Source organism: Candidatus Sulfidibacterium hydrothermale (assembly GCF_020149915.1).
Taxonomy (GTDB): domain Bacteria; phylum Bacteroidota; class Bacteroidia; order Bacteroidales; family F082; genus Sulfidibacterium; species Sulfidibacterium hydrothermale.
The window spans coordinates 1975982-1994026 of the sequence record NZ_CP083760.1 but is presented as its reverse complement, the minus strand read 5'-3'; the positions used below and the strand labels follow the sequence as shown (position 1 = coordinate 1994026).

Annotated in this window: 18 protein-coding genes; 1 reads left to right on the top strand and 17 read right to left on the bottom strand. The window is 29.9% G+C overall.

Annotated features, from left to right (window positions below):
• Window positions 1-75: 75 nt before the first annotated feature.
• The 11 genes from LA303_RS07950 to LA303_RS07900 form a co-directional block, all read right to left on the bottom strand.
• Window positions 76-669, bottom strand: a complete 594-nt coding sequence (locus tag LA303_RS07950) for a hypothetical protein (RefSeq protein ID WP_240524757.1) — start codon at window positions 667-669, stop codon at window positions 76-78.
• Window positions 670-879: 210 nt separating this feature from the next.
• Window positions 880-1704, bottom strand: a complete 825-nt coding sequence (locus tag LA303_RS07945) for a hypothetical protein (RefSeq protein WP_240524756.1) — start codon at window positions 1702-1704, stop codon at window positions 880-882.
• Window positions 1705-1730: 26 nt separating this feature from the next.
• On the bottom strand, window positions 1731-2264 hold the full coding sequence (locus tag LA303_RS07940; protein WP_240524755.1) for a hypothetical protein: 534 nt from the start codon (window positions 2262-2264) through the stop codon (window positions 1731-1733).
• 160 nt (window positions 2265-2424) lie between these two features.
• The gene (locus LA303_RS07935; RefSeq protein WP_240524754.1) at window positions 2425-3363 is read right to left on the bottom strand and encodes an HNH endonuclease; all 939 of its coding nucleotides are present in this window, start codon (window positions 3361-3363) and stop codon (window positions 2425-2427) included.
• 179 nt (window positions 3364-3542) lie between these two features.
• Window positions 3543-4298, bottom strand: coding sequence for a hypothetical protein (locus tag LA303_RS07930; RefSeq protein WP_240524753.1), 756 nt, complete (start codon window positions 4296-4298; stop codon window positions 3543-3545).
• A 164-nt stretch (window positions 4299-4462) separates the two neighbouring features.
• Window positions 4463-4987 carry a hypothetical protein gene (locus LA303_RS07925; RefSeq protein WP_240524752.1) on the bottom strand — a complete coding sequence of 175 codons (525 nt, stop codon included), beginning with the start codon at window positions 4985-4987 and terminating at the stop codon, window positions 4463-4465.
• 2 nt (window positions 4988-4989) lie between these two features.
• On the bottom strand, window positions 4990-5253 hold the full coding sequence (locus LA303_RS07920; protein WP_240524751.1) for a hypothetical protein: 264 nt from the start codon (window positions 5251-5253) through the stop codon (window positions 4990-4992).
• A gap of 134 nt (window positions 5254-5387) precedes the next feature.
• Window positions 5388-6128 (bottom strand): hypothetical protein, encoded by a 741-nt coding sequence (locus tag LA303_RS07915; protein ID WP_240524750.1) that lies wholly within the window; start codon window positions 6126-6128, stop codon window positions 5388-5390.
• Window positions 6129-6386: 258 nt separating this feature from the next.
• Window positions 6387-7049: a hypothetical protein gene (locus tag LA303_RS07910; protein WP_240524749.1), complete on the bottom strand. Its 663-nt coding sequence runs from the start codon at window positions 7047-7049 to the stop codon at window positions 6387-6389.
• 664 nt (window positions 7050-7713) lie between these two features.
• Window positions 7714-8982, bottom strand: coding sequence for a hypothetical protein (locus LA303_RS07905; protein ID WP_240524748.1), 1269 nt, complete (start codon window positions 8980-8982; stop codon window positions 7714-7716).
• A gap of 47 nt (window positions 8983-9029) precedes the next feature.
• Entirely contained in the window at window positions 9030-9446 is a 417-nt protein-coding gene (locus LA303_RS07900) for a hypothetical protein (protein WP_240524747.1), read from the bottom strand.
• A 43-nt stretch (window positions 9447-9489) separates the two neighbouring features.
• Here LA303_RS07900 and LA303_RS07895 point away from each other — a divergent pair, with 43 nt between their 5' ends.
• Entirely contained in the window at window positions 9490-9717 is a 228-nt protein-coding gene (locus tag LA303_RS07895; protein ID WP_240524711.1) for a hypothetical protein, read from the top strand.
• Between the two features lie 406 nt (window positions 9718-10123).
• Here the strand turns inward: LA303_RS07895 and LA303_RS07890 are convergent, their stop codons facing one another.
• From LA303_RS07890 to LA303_RS07865, 6 genes are all read right to left on the bottom strand, one after another.
• On the bottom strand, window positions 10124-10723 hold the full coding sequence (locus LA303_RS07890) for a hypothetical protein (protein WP_240524746.1): 600 nt from the start codon (window positions 10721-10723) through the stop codon (window positions 10124-10126).
• A gap of 211 nt (window positions 10724-10934) precedes the next feature.
• The gene (locus LA303_RS07885; protein ID WP_240524745.1) at window positions 10935-11681 is read right to left on the bottom strand and encodes a TPM domain-containing protein; all 747 of its coding nucleotides are present in this window, start codon (window positions 11679-11681) and stop codon (window positions 10935-10937) included.
• 158 nt (window positions 11682-11839) lie between these two features.
• The gene (locus LA303_RS07880) at window positions 11840-12718 is read right to left on the bottom strand and encodes a hypothetical protein (RefSeq protein ID WP_240524744.1); all 879 of its coding nucleotides are present in this window, start codon (window positions 12716-12718) and stop codon (window positions 11840-11842) included.
• A 147-nt stretch (window positions 12719-12865) separates the two neighbouring features.
• Window positions 12866-13441, bottom strand: coding sequence for a hypothetical protein (locus LA303_RS07875; protein ID WP_240524743.1), 576 nt, complete (start codon window positions 13439-13441; stop codon window positions 12866-12868).
• 158 nt (window positions 13442-13599) lie between these two features.
• Window positions 13600-16074 carry an AAA family ATPase gene (locus LA303_RS07870; RefSeq protein WP_240524742.1) on the bottom strand — a complete coding sequence of 825 codons (2475 nt, stop codon included), beginning with the start codon at window positions 16072-16074 and terminating at the stop codon, window positions 13600-13602.
• Between the two features lie 177 nt (window positions 16075-16251).
• Window positions 16252-17886 (bottom strand): hypothetical protein, encoded by a 1635-nt coding sequence (locus LA303_RS07865; protein ID WP_240524741.1) that lies wholly within the window; start codon window positions 17884-17886, stop codon window positions 16252-16254.
• Window positions 17887-18045 lie beyond the last annotated feature (159 nt).

The following is an 18045-nucleotide window of genomic DNA, read 5'->3' as shown; positions in this document are numbered from 1 at the left end:
CAAATTTACGATTTATTTTCAATTTAAGTACAATTTGCGGCATGAAGCATAGCCGATGTTGTAGCCAGTTTTTCTTTATTTTTCTTTTTCTTTTCTTCTAATTAATTCTTCTTCTGCCATTTTTTGAACTTCAATCGTTAATGTCGTATTTCCATTGACTATATTTTTTAATTCATTATCCGTTTTGCTTTTTAAAATTTTATTCCAATCATATTTTCCTTTGTACAGATTCTTAAAGTTTAAAGTTTTAACAAAAACTTGTCGGTGAAGATATAGCCGAATAATGATATGAAATATTCCTAAGACTAAGACAGATAATGGTACAAATCCATACGTCGCAATATTTAATGAAAAAAATAGCATAGGTAATATACTGGCCATAAGAGCTGTAAACAGTGAAATGACTCCGTAAGTATAATCTACAGAATAAACAATATCATTGTTTATTGAAAAATACAATTCTGCTTTCCTACAAAATCCAGCCCATAAAGTCATAATACTATTTTGAAAAAGTTCGGGAAATGATCCTTTGATAATGAGTTTGTCACTTTCTCTTTCAACCTTACGGTAATGAGTTCCACTAATATTCGTCAAAAACAAATCAATAATATCTTCCTTTCTCTTGTTCTGAACTTTTTTCCTATATGTTTTAGTAAACAGTGTTTTCAATTTATATTTCTTACAATATTCTACTCTTTCTCAAATGTTTATTAAAATACTCATACCAAATTGGCTACAACGTGCAGGGCTATGCTGCGTGGCGCAATTTTATTGTTTGATTTTTCAATTTACCGATATGTTTTATTAATGTATAAACCATTTATTTACAATTACTTGCGCCATGAAGTATAGCCGATGTTATAGCCAGTTTTTTCAATTTTAATCAAATTTAGTCCAAATATATTTCCATGTTATTAATACAACAGAAATAAAACATAAGATTGTCAAAGCAACAATTCCAATTAAAAGGAAACTATGTTGTAATGTTGGGAATATCAACAATGTCAATGGAAATATTACACCAAAAAACACAGAAACCGTCAAAACAATAAACAATTGTTTAACCGTTTTAGGAATTGGTTTCTCATAAATCCAGGTTTTTTTCGCTAGGTCATTTGCCGTATTAACTTCAAAGTCTCCCGCAATTGACGCAATAACACTGATTGTTAGTTTGTTTTCTAAATATTTTGTGTCAATTTCAGCAATTGCTTCATTAATTTTTTCTCTCTCGTTTGGCTCCAGATTTTCAAATTGATTATTATTCAATTCTTTTTTTATGTCTGTCCGGCAGTCAATGTCATGCCAAATTCGATTTGAGTATAGTTGATATTTTTTAACTTCTTTAAATCCAAAATATCTATTGATATTATTGTCGTTTGCTAAATCTTCTTCATATTTTTTACTTATATATTTAAGTGCTCTAAAAAATGGGAAGGCATCATTTTTCTCAACATTTTCTTTTTCTACATTAGTTTTTGCGCGAAGCAATTCTCTATCAAAATCTTTAATAACTCCAGTATTGTAAACATGGTAGATTAATTTTCTAAAGGAATTTAAATTGGGATAATAGGTTTTAATTTCTTCAATTAATTTTTCTTTTTTATTTTTATAGTCAGTTACAATAAAGATTATGAATGGAAAACCAACAGCAACCAAAATTGAAGAAGCAGTTAATATTGAGCTCAATATAGTGTTAGATTCCATTTTGTTATAATTTTTGTTATCGCCAGTTAATTTTTGTTTGTTGAAAAATTACTTCTAGTAATGGATGCAGTTGAAACAGTAACACCTTTTGTCTCATTGTAAAATTTAATAGTGTCTTTAAACATTTCTATATTCCAATTACCGATTTCATATTGCTGAAAAATTTGCTTGTATCTCTTTCCCTGTTTTGTTTCAATAACAAGTTTATAATTTCTACCAAATTTGGTAAAAGGAAAAAATATTTCTAACACCTTAATTCTTGTCTCGGAAATCTTTGATTTTATTTTTTCTTTTGGTTTGTCAAATGTAACTATTTCAAATTCATAATTATTCCCATTAACTCTAATTTCTGTTAAATAATCCTTACTATTTCTGAAAACAGAAATAGATAGAATTATTGAAAAAATACCAAAAATTGCAATACTTATATCTTCTATGCCATTTCCAAAATCAGGTATTAATAATAATAGCATCCAAATGAATGAAATAATTACTACTCTTAATAATCCTGATAAAACGCGATGAGAATATTTTGAATATTTGGGTTTAATTATCGTCATGATTCATAAAATTGGCTATAACGTGCAGGGCTATGCTGCGTGGTGCATTTTTATTGTTTTATTTTCCTGTTTACCAATATGTTTAATCAAAGCTAATCCATTTATTTACACTTATTTGCACCATGCAGTATAGCTGATGTTGTAGGGCGTTTTATTCATTTCAATATGTTTTCTTTCCATAATGTGCGTGTCTATGACAATTTGGGCAAAGTGCAATTGCATTTTCAATTGTATCATTTCCACCTTCTGCTAATGGTATTATGTGGTGGACTTCCAAAAATGGACTTCCATCAATATCTTTTAGAAATGGTGCTCGTTTTCCACACTTTTCACAAATTCCATTTGCTCGTTCAAGAACTTCTGCAACAACATATGGATTTCGTTGAAAAACAAATTGGCTTACAATTTTCCTTTTGGGTTTAGTAATAGATTTTTTTAGTTTTTCAAGTCTCTTTGATTTACTTAACTTCCTTGCCCTTTTAATCTTCAATTTTTCATCTTCAATAAATTCATCAATTGTTGGCAAGTTTGTTAATTCATAGATAGGACTACTTACTTCACCTGAATAATTTTTTGTTAAATATTCAATTACACCTTTTGAGTGTGCTTCTCTCATTTGGGGAAGCTGACAAGTATTAATTGCTTCTTTTATAAAGTCCTTATTGCTTGTTATAAAATAATCAATGTACTTTTCAATTCCTTTTGTTGGCAGTAAACAACCTATACTATTTTTTGTTTTGGCTAAACAATCTGGGACTTCATCAATATTTTTTGAATGAATTTTTTGTTTCTTAATATGTCCACGAAATATCAAAGGAATTTTTAAATCTCGCATAATTGGTTTCAATGTTGTTCTATCGCAAATTATCAGAATTTCATTCTTTTTAATTTCAATACAATATTCATGTCCAACATTAAACCGAATAAATTGTCCATTTATATCAAGATTTAAATTCCATTTTTGGCTATTTAAAATATCAGCATAGTTAATAGCATTACTTAAAAATTCAACTACTTTTAATCTTGAAGAACTTTCAGGTATTAATTTCTCAAAAATTCTTTGAGCATCTTTTATACTATTTCTATCAATTTTCGCCATTTATTCTTTGTGCATTTCTGTTTTCCTTAAATGCCCTACAACGGGTGCGGCTATGGTGCGTGCCGCAATTGGTTTTCATAATCTTCTCTGTTTACAAATATTCTCAAATTTACAATTAATTTTCAAATTCAGCACAATTTGCGGCATGCACTATGAGCCGCTGTTGTAGTGCGTTATTTTTAATCCCATAATCTGGGTATGAATGGTTTCAGTATTTCCAATTTTCCATTAACCTTTTCTAACGGAATTTTTGTTGGACTACTAAAATACACTTTCTTATCTATTTCACTATTTCTGAATGAAATTATTTTAGCGGAAATTATTTTTCCAAAACTGGTCACAACACGAACTTTTGTTTCTGGACAGTAGTAACCATTTCGTCCTTCATATTGTAGAGCTTCTTTTTTTACTTCTTTTTTTAGTTCGTCTGATGATAATTCAACTTCAAAAGTTCTTTCAGGAGATTCTGCAAACAAGACTTTGTATGTTTGATTATTGTCAAAATAATACCAACAATTAATTTCTTCAGTAGTCGGCTTATATACATACGAGCCAATTCCTATTAACAAAAATAGAAGGACTAAAAGAAATTTCTTAGTAATGGTATTTATTAATTTAATTTCAGTTTGCGTTGAAAAAAGAAGTCCTGTACTTAATAAAAAGGGGATAGCAACGAATAACATTCTTCCGTAATTTCCTTCATCGAAGAATATTACAAATCCGATAGTTTCAGCACTTAATACAATCCAAAGACAAGCCGAAATAATAAAAATCAAGTTCGCTTTTTTATATTTACTAATTCCAGAAATAATGGCAATTAAAGTTAATACAGTTAGAAAAGGGAAATGAAGTCCAACAAAAAATAATTTAGTCCACCCAATTAGTAGTCCCCAAATCACTAATAAAATAGAAAAGATGTATTTAATTATTCTCATCGCTTTTCTTTAATGCACTACAACGTGCAGGGCTATGCTGCGCACCGCTTCTGTTTTAATGTTTCCTTTCTTCTACTTGCTGGCATTCTTTATTTATATTTAATCATCTTGTTGCCAGTTTCTTGCGGTGTGCAGTATAGCTGATGTTGGCAGCTGGGTTTTTATCATTCAATACTTTTTTTGATTTCTTCAAGTTCAGTTTTTATACAATCAACTAATTCATTAATTTCTTTCATTAGAATGGGATATATTTTGTCAGCTTGTTCTCTATGCTTATAATCTAGATTTGTAACAACACCTAAATTCGAGTCTGCAATTTTTGTTGGCAAACTTTGTCTATAGGCGGAAGACCAATTGTGTATTATTTGACTGATTACTGTTAATTTGTCGTTAATAGAGTCAGTCGCCATAATTCTAATTTTAGCAGAATTTATTGAAAGGTCTTCAAATATATCTGAATAATTGTTGTTATTTTTTGTCATTCGAATTATCATATCAAGAGATGCTAATAAAGCAACATATAATTCTTTTTTGTCGTTCAATTCCCGTATTTGTAATTCTTGCTTAAACTTTCTTTTCTCTCTTTGATTAGCAAGTTCCCATGTAACAATAGCAACTATAACTCCAAATAAGCCAGAGATAAAAACTGTAAAAATTGAAATCAAATTATTTGTATAATCGTGATTCATATTCATAAAATTATAATCAATTTAATTTCATTCGTTAATAATTCCGGTTTCTTGTAATTTAATAAACATGAAACTTTAATATTCTGAATTTGTTCTATTATTTCATTTCCGTTTGGGATTATCCTCCTTAATAAAGCCAAGGTTCCACTTAGCCATGTATTAAATCCAAACGAATAATCTGTTCCATTAAATGCTTGTTGTCCAACATTATTTAATTTGTCAATTCTATTTATTCTATCATATTCTTTTTTTAACCTTGCTGCCAACGTGCAGGGCTATGCGACGTGCCGCAGTTTATTGTTTTATTTTCCTGTTTATCAATATGTTTAATCAAAGTTTAATCACTTTATTTACAACTAATTGCGGCATGAAGCATAGGTGATGTTGTGCACAGTTTCATTTATTCATTATATATCTCCTTTAAATCAAGTTTATCTATTCCTTTGTACATAGTATCTAAACCTATATCATTATTAATTACTAAGATTGGAAGGCTGAGTGCAAAATTTAATGGTGCTTTTAATTCATAATGGGTTGAAGTGTTACCATTACTTTTGATACTGGTTATTTTCCATATTTGAATATTATGAACTTTGTCTATTATTTTAATCCCTATTCTAAGGCTATTCCCAACTTCTGAATTGTATTTTGTCTCAATAATTATTTTATGATTTAATTGCTCTATTTTATTGTAATAATAAACAAACCAACCTTCCATATGTAAAAATGTTATTGTTGAGTCTTTGACATAGGCTAGAGAATACATAATGTCATCCATTCCTTGAGAGAAGAATATGTATGCGCCCTTTAATTTACTTATTGAAATATAAGTTCCTAATAAGGTTTTGTTAAGATTAACGGTAAAATGCTCGTTTTTAGATTTAAAAATATTACTAACCCAAAACAATTTTAGGTATAAAGAATCAGCTTTATAATATTTCTCTTTGTATTTAGAATGTCTTTTATAATCTAAAAATACTGTCCTTTCAACTTTTATTGTATCAACCATGTAATGTTCACGGAGCAAGATTTTTATGGAATCATTGTTATTATTATGATATGAAAGGTTAAAAGGTTTAGCACTCTGGAAAGAAAATAAAAATAGAACAAAACCAATTGATATAAATCTTAATAATTTCATAATTGCAAATCTGGTGTTATATAATTTTTCAATATTTGATTTATTTGGTATATCTTTAAAACTCCAACTAACGTCAAAATCAGTTATGTTATTGAATTGTCATTATTTATATTTCTTTCAAATTTACCATCTTTTTATCGAAGGGTAATTGTGCACAACGTGCAGGGCTATGCTGCGTGGCGCATTTTTATTGTTTTATTTTCCTGTTTGCCAATATCTTTAATCAAAGCTTAATATGTTAATTTGCAATTATTTGCGCTATGCAGTATGAGCCGATGTTGCCGTTAGTTTTTTCTTTCTTTTCATTTGTAATTGGTATAAGAATAATTGACTAATCAATAATGGGGTAAACAGCAGAAGTCTGCTATTAAATCCTTTTAGAATTGTGTAAATAACAACAATTCCGATAAATGAAATCAATATAATTGTGTTAATTCGATATGCTGGTTTTAACCAACCTTTTTCATCCCAAACATCCCAACTATCAATCACTCTTGCATTAGAATTTTCAGTCAAAAAGTCTATGAATTTCGCTGAGTCTTTTTTGTAAATCTTTCCGTTGTTTATTTTTACAACTCTTTCTCGGGTAATTATTTTCTTTAGCAATTGATTCTGGTCTATTACGAGTGTTTCAATTTGGTTAATCTCAATAGGTTCGATTTTCTTGTAATTAAAAAGTGATTTTTTATTCCATTCAAATTCAAGTCTATTTTCTTTTTGAATCACTTTTAAATGTCCAACTGTGAAATAATATAGTACAAAACCAACAAGTCCTAAAAATAAAATTGGAATAATTATGTTGAGAATTGAAATGTTAATTTCAAGTCCGATAAAAAAAGCAGTCAATAAACTTATTGGGAACATGAATACAATCAAAAGAATTCTACTTTGTCCAAATATTGTTAGTTCAAACTGTTTCATCCTTGTCTTTTTCAAATTAACGGCAACGGGTGCGGCTATGGTGCGTGCCGCGATTGGTTTTCATAATCTTCTCTGTTTACAAATATTCTCAAATTTACAATTAATTTTCAAATTCAGCACAATTTGCGGCATGCACTATGAGCCGCTGTTAGCTGAACGTGTCCCAACGGCAGTACGGAAACCAGCAGAAGGTGGCGGAAGTATTTTTGCAACATCATTTCCCAGGTTTTCGTTTATGAATGAGCCTCTTCCCTATTTTGAATGAAAATTTTTCAAACAACGCATAAATTGATTTCAACCTGCAAAAATGATTACGCCGCCTTACTCCTGCCCTTGCGTGCGAAATCCCGAAACGAAGAATCCGGAAGAACTCGACCTTCCGTCACGCAAGCCATTTGCTGAATTGTCCTGCGGCCAGAGCAGCTTGCTGCAACGTAAACATCTTGTTTACAGATGTGTCTTATGAAAACTATTTTTCTAATAGCAAGCTGCGCAAGACAGCCTCAAAGAACGAATGATTGCCCGCCGGTGGGCATGACTGCTAACGGTTAGGCATATGAGGCGTTGGGCGTTTTAATGCTCAAATCTTTCAATTTACCATGCCGTTTAATTTGTATTCGTATTACAATTTAACTACCTATCGCCCAATGACTTATATGCTTTGTTAGGCACTGGGCTTTTTTATTAATGAGTATGCTTTATCTACAAATTCTTTTGGGGTCTTCCATGAATATTTATTAAAAATAAACATATTGAATGATACCAAAGAATTTCCAATAGCAGAGAAATACTCTTCTTGATTCTTAAATTTCTGATCTTCTAATTCAGACTTGTTAATCCATTTCTGATATTCATCCAAAATCTTTTCAAGTTTTATTTCTCCAAATTTAAGTTGTTCTTGAAAAATTATTAGAGTATCAATATTTATGATTGTTATATTTCTAACGTTCTTAATTGAAAGTGATTTTCCTTTAAGTTTCTCTAATTCTTTAGCAAACCAAATATTTATTAAATTATTCAATCCAATTATATCAAGTTGCCTATTGTGTAATACTATTATGGGGTATATTTTTATTGAGTTTGGTTCGCTTCTTTTGTCTTCTATAAATGAATTTGTTAGTAGTTTTTCTATAAAATTTGATAATTGTTTTACTGCTTTTGGATGCTCTTTTTTGCCATCATTATAGATGTATAATTTTTCTTTTAACGCTTTTTCATATTTATTGAAATCATAACTTGTCTTTATTTTTGCGTTTATAAGAATGTCCTTAGATTCAAAAATAAAAACTGTATTCTCATTTCGCATATAGTAATCAGGTGCACCGGAAATATTAATATCAACTCCTTTAAGTTTAAAGTATTTCTTTCTGTAAATGTTTTCGAGTAGCTTATATAATACGTATTTTTCAGAGAAATCATAAGTAATTAATTGTCTTAATTTTATTTGTTTCTCTTCGGGTAGATTATCATTAATTTCTTTCAACAAGAAGTAAAGTCCATTAAAGTTTTTCTCAATAGCAAAAAGAGGAAAAATAATCTGGAAAGTGCTTCCATCAATTCTTAAAAGTGGATTTGCACGCAAGTATAAGAAATCATCTTGAAATTCCTCTTCGTCCGAAATGTGTTCTACCGAAAGTTTGTTTAGAAAATCTATATTAGCATCAAATTTTTCATCTTTATTTACAACCAAATTTATATTACCTTGTTTTTTAATTGAAATAATACTACCTGAAATTGGCAATATTTTCCCAAGATATTCTTTATACCCATCTACATTAAACCGGTTATAAAACTCTTGTAAAAATGGTTTTAATTCTTTTCGTTCTTCTAAAAATTCAAATAAGTATATTGCTCTTAATATCTGAGAAATAAAGATCTGCCCAATATTATAATTGGTTATGTCAAATATGGGTAATGAACTTCCAATTGCCAAATTAATTAATTCAGGATAGTCTTTGTTACTTTTTGCTGATTCTGAGACTAGGTTGTCATTCTCATTAAGTTTTGATTTAATGCAAGATAAACTTTAAAAAGAAGTAATTCAAAATCTGATTCCGTAACTGTATTTGGGGTATCTTTAACAGAAAGAATATTCTCAAATAATACAAGACTTGAACGTGGGTTAATAATAACAATTTCGTGACCACTTGTTTTTATATATTTATTGATTATATCATTTATTTCATTTGCAATTTTATTGTTTTCTTTCCCAAACCACATTGATAGCAATTCGTAATGGCTATGAACAAAAGAGTCAGAATGATGAAAACCAAGTAGAAATGTGGATGCTTTTAACAGTAATTTTTTTGGTAGGGTTTTTAATTTCTCTATGTAATCAGTATAATTTTCTCCTTTGAAAACTTTATCAAAATCTATTATTTCTTTTCGTCTAAACATTTGCAATTTTGTTTCACCAGCCTTGTGCCTAACGGGTGCGGCTATGGTGCGTGCCGCAATTGGTTTTCAAAATTTTCTCTGTTTACAAATATTCTCAAATTTACAATTAATTTTCAAATTCAGCACAATTTGCGGCATGCACTATGAGCCGCTGTTAGCTGAACGTGTCCCAACGGCAGTACGGAAACCTGCAGAAGGCGGCGGAAGTATTTTTGCAACATCGTTTCCCAGGTTTTCGTTTATGAATGAGCATCTTCCCTATTTTGAATGAAAATTTTTCAAACAACGCATAAATTGATTTCAACCTGCAAAAATGATTACGCCGCCTTACTCCTGTCCTTGCGTGCGAAATCCCGAAACGAAGAATCCGGAAGAACTCGACCTTCCGTCACGCAAGCCATTTCCCCAAATTGTCCTGCGGCCAGAGCAGCTTGCTGCAACGTAAACATCTTGTTTACAGATGTGTCTTATGAAAACTAATTTTTCAAAAGCAAGCTGCGCAAGACAGCCTCAAAGAACGAATGATTGCCCGCCGGTGGGCATGACTGCTAACGTGCTGGGCTATGCTGCGTGGCGCATTTTTATTGTTTTATTTTCGTATTTATCAATATGTTTAATCAAAGCTTAATCATTTTATTTACAACTACTTGCGCCATGAAGTATAGGTGATGTTGGCATTAGTTTTTTTCTTTCAAATAATAATTTCTACGGTCTTTATTATTAAAATACTTATTGTCTTTTTCACTTGATGGTGAATAAAGCTTATCGTCTTTGATTTTCCAAGTCTCATTTGTCTGATATATGTAGTTATCAATTTCTTCTGCCATTTTTATCTCAAAAAAATTTTTATTCATTTTTCCATTCCAGATTGCATCTTTAAGTCCAACATATGATATAACGAATTCTTGAATATTACTTATATTTTCAAATTTAAAATACCCACACTGGTTTTCAACCAAAGTATCAATTTCAGTTAATCTATTTTTGATTCTGATATGAGGCATGCTAACTGGTTGTCCATTTTCTGTCCTTATTGAGAAAACAACACCCCTTATAGAGTCATTGTATTTCGCTTTAATTATTGTCTTGGCAGGATGTTGTTTGAAACTGTTCAGAATCAATTCTTTATTTCTTAAATTCCAAATTCCTTCTGATTTTCTATTAGTTAGGTCTCCTACAACTTGATATTTATATGTACTGTCTGGGTTTAGTATTAATTTGCATTCAAAATATCCAACGTGATATTTCCAAGTTCCAACCAAATCAATATTATTCAATGTTGATTGTGAAAAACAAGTCGAACTTGTCAAGAAAATTATTATTTGAAGTATTCGTTTCATTTAAATTAATGCCAACGTGCAGGGCTATGCTGCGTGGCGCAATTTTATTGTTTTATTTTTCAATTTACCGATATGTTTAATCAAAGTTTAATCGTTTTATTTACAATTATTTACGCCATGAAGCATAGGTGATGTTGGGTACCGTAATTTATTCTATTCCTAATAATTCAAGTCTTTTATTTTGCCAATCTGTTAATCTTGCATAAACAATAATGTTCTTTCTTGTTAAGATTATGCTTATAAGGTCATTCATATTTTTGGAATAAAACAAGTTAAATTCTGTTTTATTTGATTCCAGTTTTATTTGAAAATTATTAGAGAATTGTGTATCTGTGTCAATAGCGTATTTGTATTTAGTCTGTCCAGATTTATTAGAATACTTAAACTTGATTATTTTACCCAAATCATTTTCTGAAATATTATTTAGTCCTATTTCACTTATTTTCCAATCAGTTTTTGAAACATATTTTTCAATCATAGTTAAAGCGTTATTTACACCGCCGAAAAAGTTCTGTTGCTTGAAAAATGGTATCATTTGGTCAACAATCTTTTGAGTTTTTGTGTCAGAAATAATCCATTCTATTCCGAAACCATTTAGTATTTGAATTCTTCTGTCATTTTTTGATAATAAAATTAAGATTCCATTATTTATACCTTTTTTCCCAACCTCATAACTATTTCCAATCTCTTTTCCATATTCGATTGGAGTCTTCCCATTTAAGTCTATTGTGGTATAAATCATAGTCTCTATTGAATATTTATTCTCTATGTTTTGCATTTTATTCTCTAATCTTGCAATTTCATTTTTGGTAAAAAAATGTCCATTGTCAACTACCAATTGACTATGTGCTGTTAAACTTAAAAAAGTTAATATTATTCCTATTATCTTGTTCATATGTTCATTTTTATGGTACCCAACGGGTGCGGCTATGGTGCGTGCCGCAATTGGTTTTCAAAATTTTCTCTGTTTACAAATATTCTCAAATTTACAATTAATTTTCCATTTTAGCATAATTTGCGGCATGCACTATAAGCCGCTGTTGTAAGCCGTTTTTATTCATTTATTTTTATGTATTCAAATCCTTTATTGACTAACAATTGTTGAAATTCAATTTTATTAAGACTTTCATCTGTCCGATAATGCCAATGATAATAGCCATATTCAATATTGTAATAATCACGAGTTTGTTCAAATCCCAAATCGATTACTTTTTCAATAAAATTTTGGAATACGGTTTCATCTTTCGTGTGAAGTTGAATTTTCTTGTGTTCATTTAATGTTAGATTTGTTTCGCCCTTTTTTGAATGAACGACAATATCTATAAATCCATTTTTAAGTGTTGTTTCTTCATTTTTTGTTAAAAAGTCCATTACAGAATTTTTATCTGATATTTCTTTTCCTGCCCATAATTCTGTTTTGGTATTATCCCAATGTTCTTTTAGATACAACCAAAATCTATCTACATTTGGTAAAAATTCAATTGTTTTATAGAATGTCTCTATAAGTCGAGATTTATCCACTACAAGTTCAAACTCAAGAATGTCATTTTCATTCTTTCCATAAGCAACAAAGCATTCTTTGATTAAATCTTGGTCAAATTCACCTTCATCAGTTGAAAATGCGATTCCAATCGGTGGTGTAAAACTGTATTCTTTTTTTCTTAAATCATAGGTATTGAAAGTCTGAATCATAAAAACATCAGGATTTATTTCTATCGTATTTTTTGGCAATTCAAAATCTTCAATATTGTCAAGACGACAGGTTTCAATCAAGTCTGGATTTATTATTCCTTCTTGTTCAGCAATTAATAATGTCTTTTTTAATGCATTGCCACAATGAGTTCCATAAGTGTAAAAATTACCATATACTCCAGTTTGTTTGTCTAAAGTTCCGTGTATTAAAAAATACCAAAATTCATTTTTTTTACTCATTATGTAGGTTTTGTTCAAATGGCTTACAACGTGCAGGGCTATGCGACGTGCCGCATTTTATTGTTTAATTTTTCTATTTACCAATATGTTTTTTCGAAGCTTAACCATCTTGTTTACAACTAATTGCGGCGTGTGGTATAGCCGATGTTAGGGCACGTTTTTCTTTAATTCATTTTTGTCAATCCTAAAGTAATTTGCAAAACTTGTGTCTGGTTCTCCTGCTGTATTAAATTTAATTATGATTTTATTCTTAATTATATAAACAGTATCAGGAATAAAATCATTGTCATACGGTCTGTTATTAAAGATAATTTTGTTGTTGTCAATTGTATATTTTCCAGTAAATTTTTCAGATGAACCCAAATAAGATGTAGAAACTAATTCAAATGTGTTATTATTCCTTAATTTTAATTCAAGAGAAGACAGGTCATCAACAAGAACTGCTTTCATTAAAATCTTACTTTTAAATAATTCGGTGTCTTTATAAACAAGTATTATTAATCCAAGGAGAAAAGTGATTATTGTAAAAGACAGTGCTATTTTATTCCTTTTGATATTCAGAAAAATCAATAAAATCTGTAGGATAATAATTGGTAAAAGAATTAGACCAGCAAATATCCAAAATTCATTGTACAATCTATCGAAATAATAAATTCCCAATAAAAACAGAGTCCCTGTTATTATTGAAAAGATGATTCTTTTATTTGGATTTATTTTTTTCATTTATTGGATTTATTTTTTTTCATTTAAATGTGCCCTAACGTGCAGGGCTATGCTGCGTGGCGCATTTTTATTGTTTTATTTTCGTATTTATCAATATGTTTAATCGAAGTTTAATCACTTTATTTACAATCACTTGCGCCATGAAGTATGAGCCGATGTTAGCTGCTGGCATTATTTCCTATTTCACGAACATTTTCATTTTTTTGGTTCAAATATTCTTTAACCAATTTTCCAAATTCAGAATTGGAATTATTGATTTGAATATACAAAGTGTCTATCACTCTCGTAATCGCCATTAATATCCATGTTGCCGCATACATTTTTTTTCTATCTTCATTACTTATAAATAAGCTTTGCATATTGGTATCTTTTTCTTCGTTAACCAAGAACCTTTCAGCATCTGGATCCTCTTTTTTTTGGTTAAAAAATTTATCAAGAGCAAAGCAAGCAACTGACCAAGCTTCTAAACCTCTGCATGATTCATAGTAAATAAGTCTTGATTCAAATGAACTAGGGACTATTAGCTGTGATTTATCTTCAACTGTCCCATCCCAAAACATATAATTTTTTTCTAATGATCTTAGATATTTCCAGGTTCCACGTTTTAAATGAGGTGAATCTTCAATGTTACTATATTCATTAATTATTGTGGAATGCAAAGTCGATAAATTTTCACCATTCAACCCTTCTCTTTGAGTATTAGATTCGAGTAATACTAATAATGTCTCATAGGGTAAGCATCCATTGACTTCGCCTTTCGTGTACAGATGGCTAAAAATATCAGATATTTCAGATTCATTGTGTGTTTGGCGAAAATCAATCAGTAGTTCTCCTTCATCTTCTGAATCAAGTGGCTCTAAATTTAAGTTGATGCGATATTTTTCAGCAATGAAGTTGCAAAAGTCAACAATAGTTTTCTTCATTCTGTATGATTTGTTTCTGATAGAATGTTTTTTAATACTAAGCTTCCTAGCCTTTGAAACTTCCCAGTTGCAAAGTTCCACATGTCTTATCAACTGCTCTTTACCACCATTTGCAACAACAATATTACTACTTCCATAAATTGAGATTAATATTTCCTTTTCTAACCAATGACAATCTTGGGCTTCATCGATGAATATTGTTCTTTTTCTTCTGAACCCTCCAATACGTCTGTTCTTAAACTCAATAAATCCCTTTTCAGTTATTGTTTTCTTGCCATCTTTTTCACCTTCATATTTTTTACTTAATCCAATAGCAATATCAAGAAGTTCGTGTTTATCCTCAATTTTATATTTTTCATAAAATTTTTCAGGACTTTCGATTTGCAATAGTGTGTTTTCTAAAACTCCGTAATAGTCAGCCAAAAAAACATCCTTTGCTTCTATATTGCCAACAATGCGTTTTTTATTATTAAAATATGCAATACTATTTTTATTTAGTTCATTTGATGAGTTTACACCTCTATTTTGGAGATAATTTATAAAGTCAATCCCAACTTCCTTTGTTCCAATATCAAAACTATCATGATTTTGAATTTTTGTTTTTAATTCATCATAGTTATTATTCTGACTTTTAAATTCCTGGTTGATAACATCATATACTTGACGCATACGAGTTTTTAAAATTGACATTAATTTCTCTATTCTCTCCGCCTTAAGAACATGAAGAACACCTAATGATTTACTTAGTCGAAAAAAAAAGGCATGAAGAGTCATAACTGAACCTTCCCCAGGTTTATTTTCATTCTCATTATTCAGTTTAGCATTAACAAAAGACCGAATAGTTCTAGCAATATCAAATATGAGAAGTTTATTGTATGTTAAGAAGAGAGTATTTTGTCCATTACTAATGCATTTCATTGTAAGAAGAAGTAATTCACTTGATTTCCCAGTCCCAGCTTTACCATTTACGATTATTAGGTTTTTATTCAACTCATCAAAGAGTACTCTCGAGCTAGAAAGCTGTTTGGCAATACGATTAATCTTTTTTTTCGTCAGATACCCGATTTCACTATCTTTAGAAGCTTGGTTAGTAATTCTCTCAATGTCAGTGGATAAATTTTGATAACCGTAATCAGTTTTCCAGTTTTTGTAAGCTATGAATATATTGGCTTGATTTTTTGAGAAATACTTATGAATTGTATGAAAGTCAAATGATTTAGCAATTAAATAATTATCATAAACAGCCTCGTTGTTATTTTGAATAAAGATTAAAGGTTGAATATAAAGTTCTTTTCTGTTGAATCCACACTTGTCTGCTAGGTAATTAATTAAGCTAAATCTAAGTGCATTTATTTCCGCGGAATAGTCAATGTATTCATCGTTTGCTATAATTTGACCAGATTCGTCATATGTTATAGAATCATCTTGAAATTGAGTAATAAACTTTATTGGAATAATTTGATTATGAAAATAGATTGGCTTATTGTTCCTTGATTTAGGTATGTAATAATTCCCCTTTTTATCTTCTATGGCGATTACAATAATTAAATCAATATTCGTTTCTACAGAGACTGAAACAGGAAAATTATTGAATAGAAAAATCTTTGCTTCAGAACATTTTTTGCCAATGGTGTCATTGACACTTTTTTCAAAAACTTCATAGTCTAAATATTGACTTTTGCCATTAATTGGTATTATGTCTATGCTCATGATTCTTCTTGATTATGCTTGCAGCTAACGTGTGCGGGTATGGCACGTGCCGCATTTTCTCGTTTAATTTTCTATAAAGTTACATCATTTATTTTACTTTTCATTTTCTTTGTAAGTCGTTATTTGCGGCATGGGCTATACCCTGCTGTTAGGGGCAGGTATTCTTGTTTTGTCAACTTAATATTTATCAGATAATTCATTAGTTTCAATGTCAAACCATTGATAAAAAATCAATAATCCTAATTTTGACCTTAAATGTTTAAAATAAGTTTTTACTTCTTCAATATCTTTATGTTTTTGTGTTACAATCATTAGTTGACTTGCTTTCATTTTATCTGGCCACATCGCATATTCCAACAATTGGCCAATAGCTTCACGAATACTTGATTTTACAGAATTATAGGTTTTAATTTCATAAAAAACCAAACCATCATTTTTTGTATTTACTACTATATCAATTTTATTAGCTCCAATACCACTCATGTGTTCTGCCTTTACATTTTTGTTACCATATTTCTCTTTTAATAACTTTGTTAGCTTCTTGCTTATAGCTTTATGAAGATATGTTATTTCAATTGTTTTGGGTGCTCTATTATATATTCCTATTTCAATTTCTGTGTCATTATTTTCTTGTTCTTCACTCTCATCAGCTGAAAATGAAAAGGTATCATATTTATTGTCTGCATCCGCAACTTTATAATCATCTTTGAAATGAGCAAATATATAACGGGATTGCTCAATAACTGGATGATTCTTTGACAATTCAAAATAAGGATCGTTTACTTTCAAATTTTCAGGTTTATAACGAACGTTAAATAAGTCTACACCTTGCCAATCAGAAAAACCTCGATTATTTGCACCCGATGCAACAATTTGTTTCTCCATTTCTTCTAACCAACCATTTTTTTTATATATAGTTTTTATAGCATTTGCATCATTTTGATTAAGAACTTCAAGGTTATTAATTTCACCAACCCAGAATCTTTTTTTACTTATTCCATCAATTGTATATAGCCATACATGATAAGTATTTCCTTTGTATGCATCTTGCTGTTTACGAATTGGTTCAAGAAAACCATAGTGATACCCACCAATCAGTTTGCTTGTATCAAAAAGCCATTCCTCAAGTCCATAACCATAATTTGCTTCGTGTGAATCTTTATGATTACTTTTTCCATAAGGACCCGAAGGCATAACCCAGCCATTGGTGTTAAATGCCAAACGGGCAATCCGTTTTTCAATAGAAATGTTTCCAAACTGAATTGTTTCATAAGATGGCAAAAGGTAGTCAAAGGTTTCAATAATAGTTTTTATATCATTATCAGATATTTCTGATAATTCTTTTTTAAAGTATTTACCAATAAAAATAAAGTTTCCAGCTTTGAAAATATTGTTATCAATTTCTTTCACAGAATTGAAATATTTACCGAATGACTTATTTTCATAATACCAAAGACTGAAACCATTAAAATAATTAGGATTGGAAACTAAGAAACTATTAAATCGACTAATCGAATCTTTAAAATCAGCCTTCGGGTTATGAACTGTTTTATCCATTTCAAGTGAAAAGGCATATCCATATCGAAACACAACCTTCCCATTTATGTAATCCTCTCCAATATTAAATTGCAGCTCTTTTCGACCACCTGCATGAAAAGCATACTCATCTTTAATGCTGAATTCTGCAAAGGGACTCCATGTTCGTGGTCTGGTATTTATGTATTTATAACGTATTTTCTGAATTTTGGAAAATGCGTAGTTTCCTTTTGATGCTATTTCATTAATCTTATATGCAATTTCTTTAACATTCATGATGTTTATTTATTGGTACAGAGTATTCTACTTGCCCCTAACGTGCAGGGCTATGCTGCGTGGCGCAATTTTATTGTTTAATTTTCCTGTTTACCAATATGTTTAATCAGCGTTTAATCGATTTATTTACAACTACTTGCGCCATGAAGTATAGCCGAT

Coding starts and splice junctions, on each gene's coding strand:
- LA303_RS07945 (WP_240524756.1), bottom strand. CDS start 1,704: ATGGAATCTAACACTATATTGAGCTCAATATTAACTGCTTCTTCAATT.
- LA303_RS07940 (WP_240524755.1), bottom strand. CDS start 2,264: ATGACGATAATTAAACCCAAATATTCAAAATATTCTCATCGCGTTTTA.
- LA303_RS07935 (WP_240524754.1), bottom strand. CDS start 3,363: ATGGCGAAAATTGATAGAAATAGTATAAAAGATGCTCAAAGAATTTTT.
- LA303_RS07930 (WP_240524753.1), bottom strand. CDS start 4,298: ATGAGAATAATTAAATACATCTTTTCTATTTTATTAGTGATTTGGGGA.
- LA303_RS07925 (WP_240524752.1), bottom strand. CDS start 4,987: ATGAATCACGATTATACAAATAATTTGATTTCAATTTTTACAGTTTTT.
- LA303_RS07915 (WP_240524750.1), bottom strand. CDS start 6,128: ATGAAATTATTAAGATTTATATCAATTGGTTTTGTTCTATTTTTATTT.
- LA303_RS07910 (WP_240524749.1), bottom strand. CDS start 7,049: ATGAAACAGTTTGAACTAACAATATTTGGACAAAGTAGAATTCTTTTG.
- LA303_RS07900 (WP_240524747.1), bottom strand. CDS start 9,446: ATGTTTAGACGAAAAGAAATAATAGATTTTGATAAAGTTTTCAAAGGA.
- LA303_RS07895 (WP_240524711.1), top strand. CDS start 9,490: ATGGTGCGTGCCGCAATTGGTTTTCAAAATTTTCTCTGTTTACAAATA.
- LA303_RS07885 (WP_240524745.1), bottom strand. CDS start 11,681: ATGAACAAGATAATAGGAATAATATTAACTTTTTTAAGTTTAACAGCA.
- LA303_RS07880 (WP_240524744.1), bottom strand. CDS start 12,718: ATGAGTAAAAAAAATGAATTTTGGTATTTTTTAATACACGGAACTTTA.
- LA303_RS07875 (WP_240524743.1), bottom strand. CDS start 13,441: ATGAAAAAAATAAATCCAAATAAAAGAATCATCTTTTCAATAATAACA.
- LA303_RS07870 (WP_240524742.1), bottom strand. CDS start 16,074: ATGAGCATAGACATAATACCAATTAATGGCAAAAGTCAATATTTAGAC.
- LA303_RS07865 (WP_240524741.1), bottom strand. CDS start 17,886: ATGAATGTTAAAGAAATTGCATATAAGATTAATGAAATAGCATCAAAA.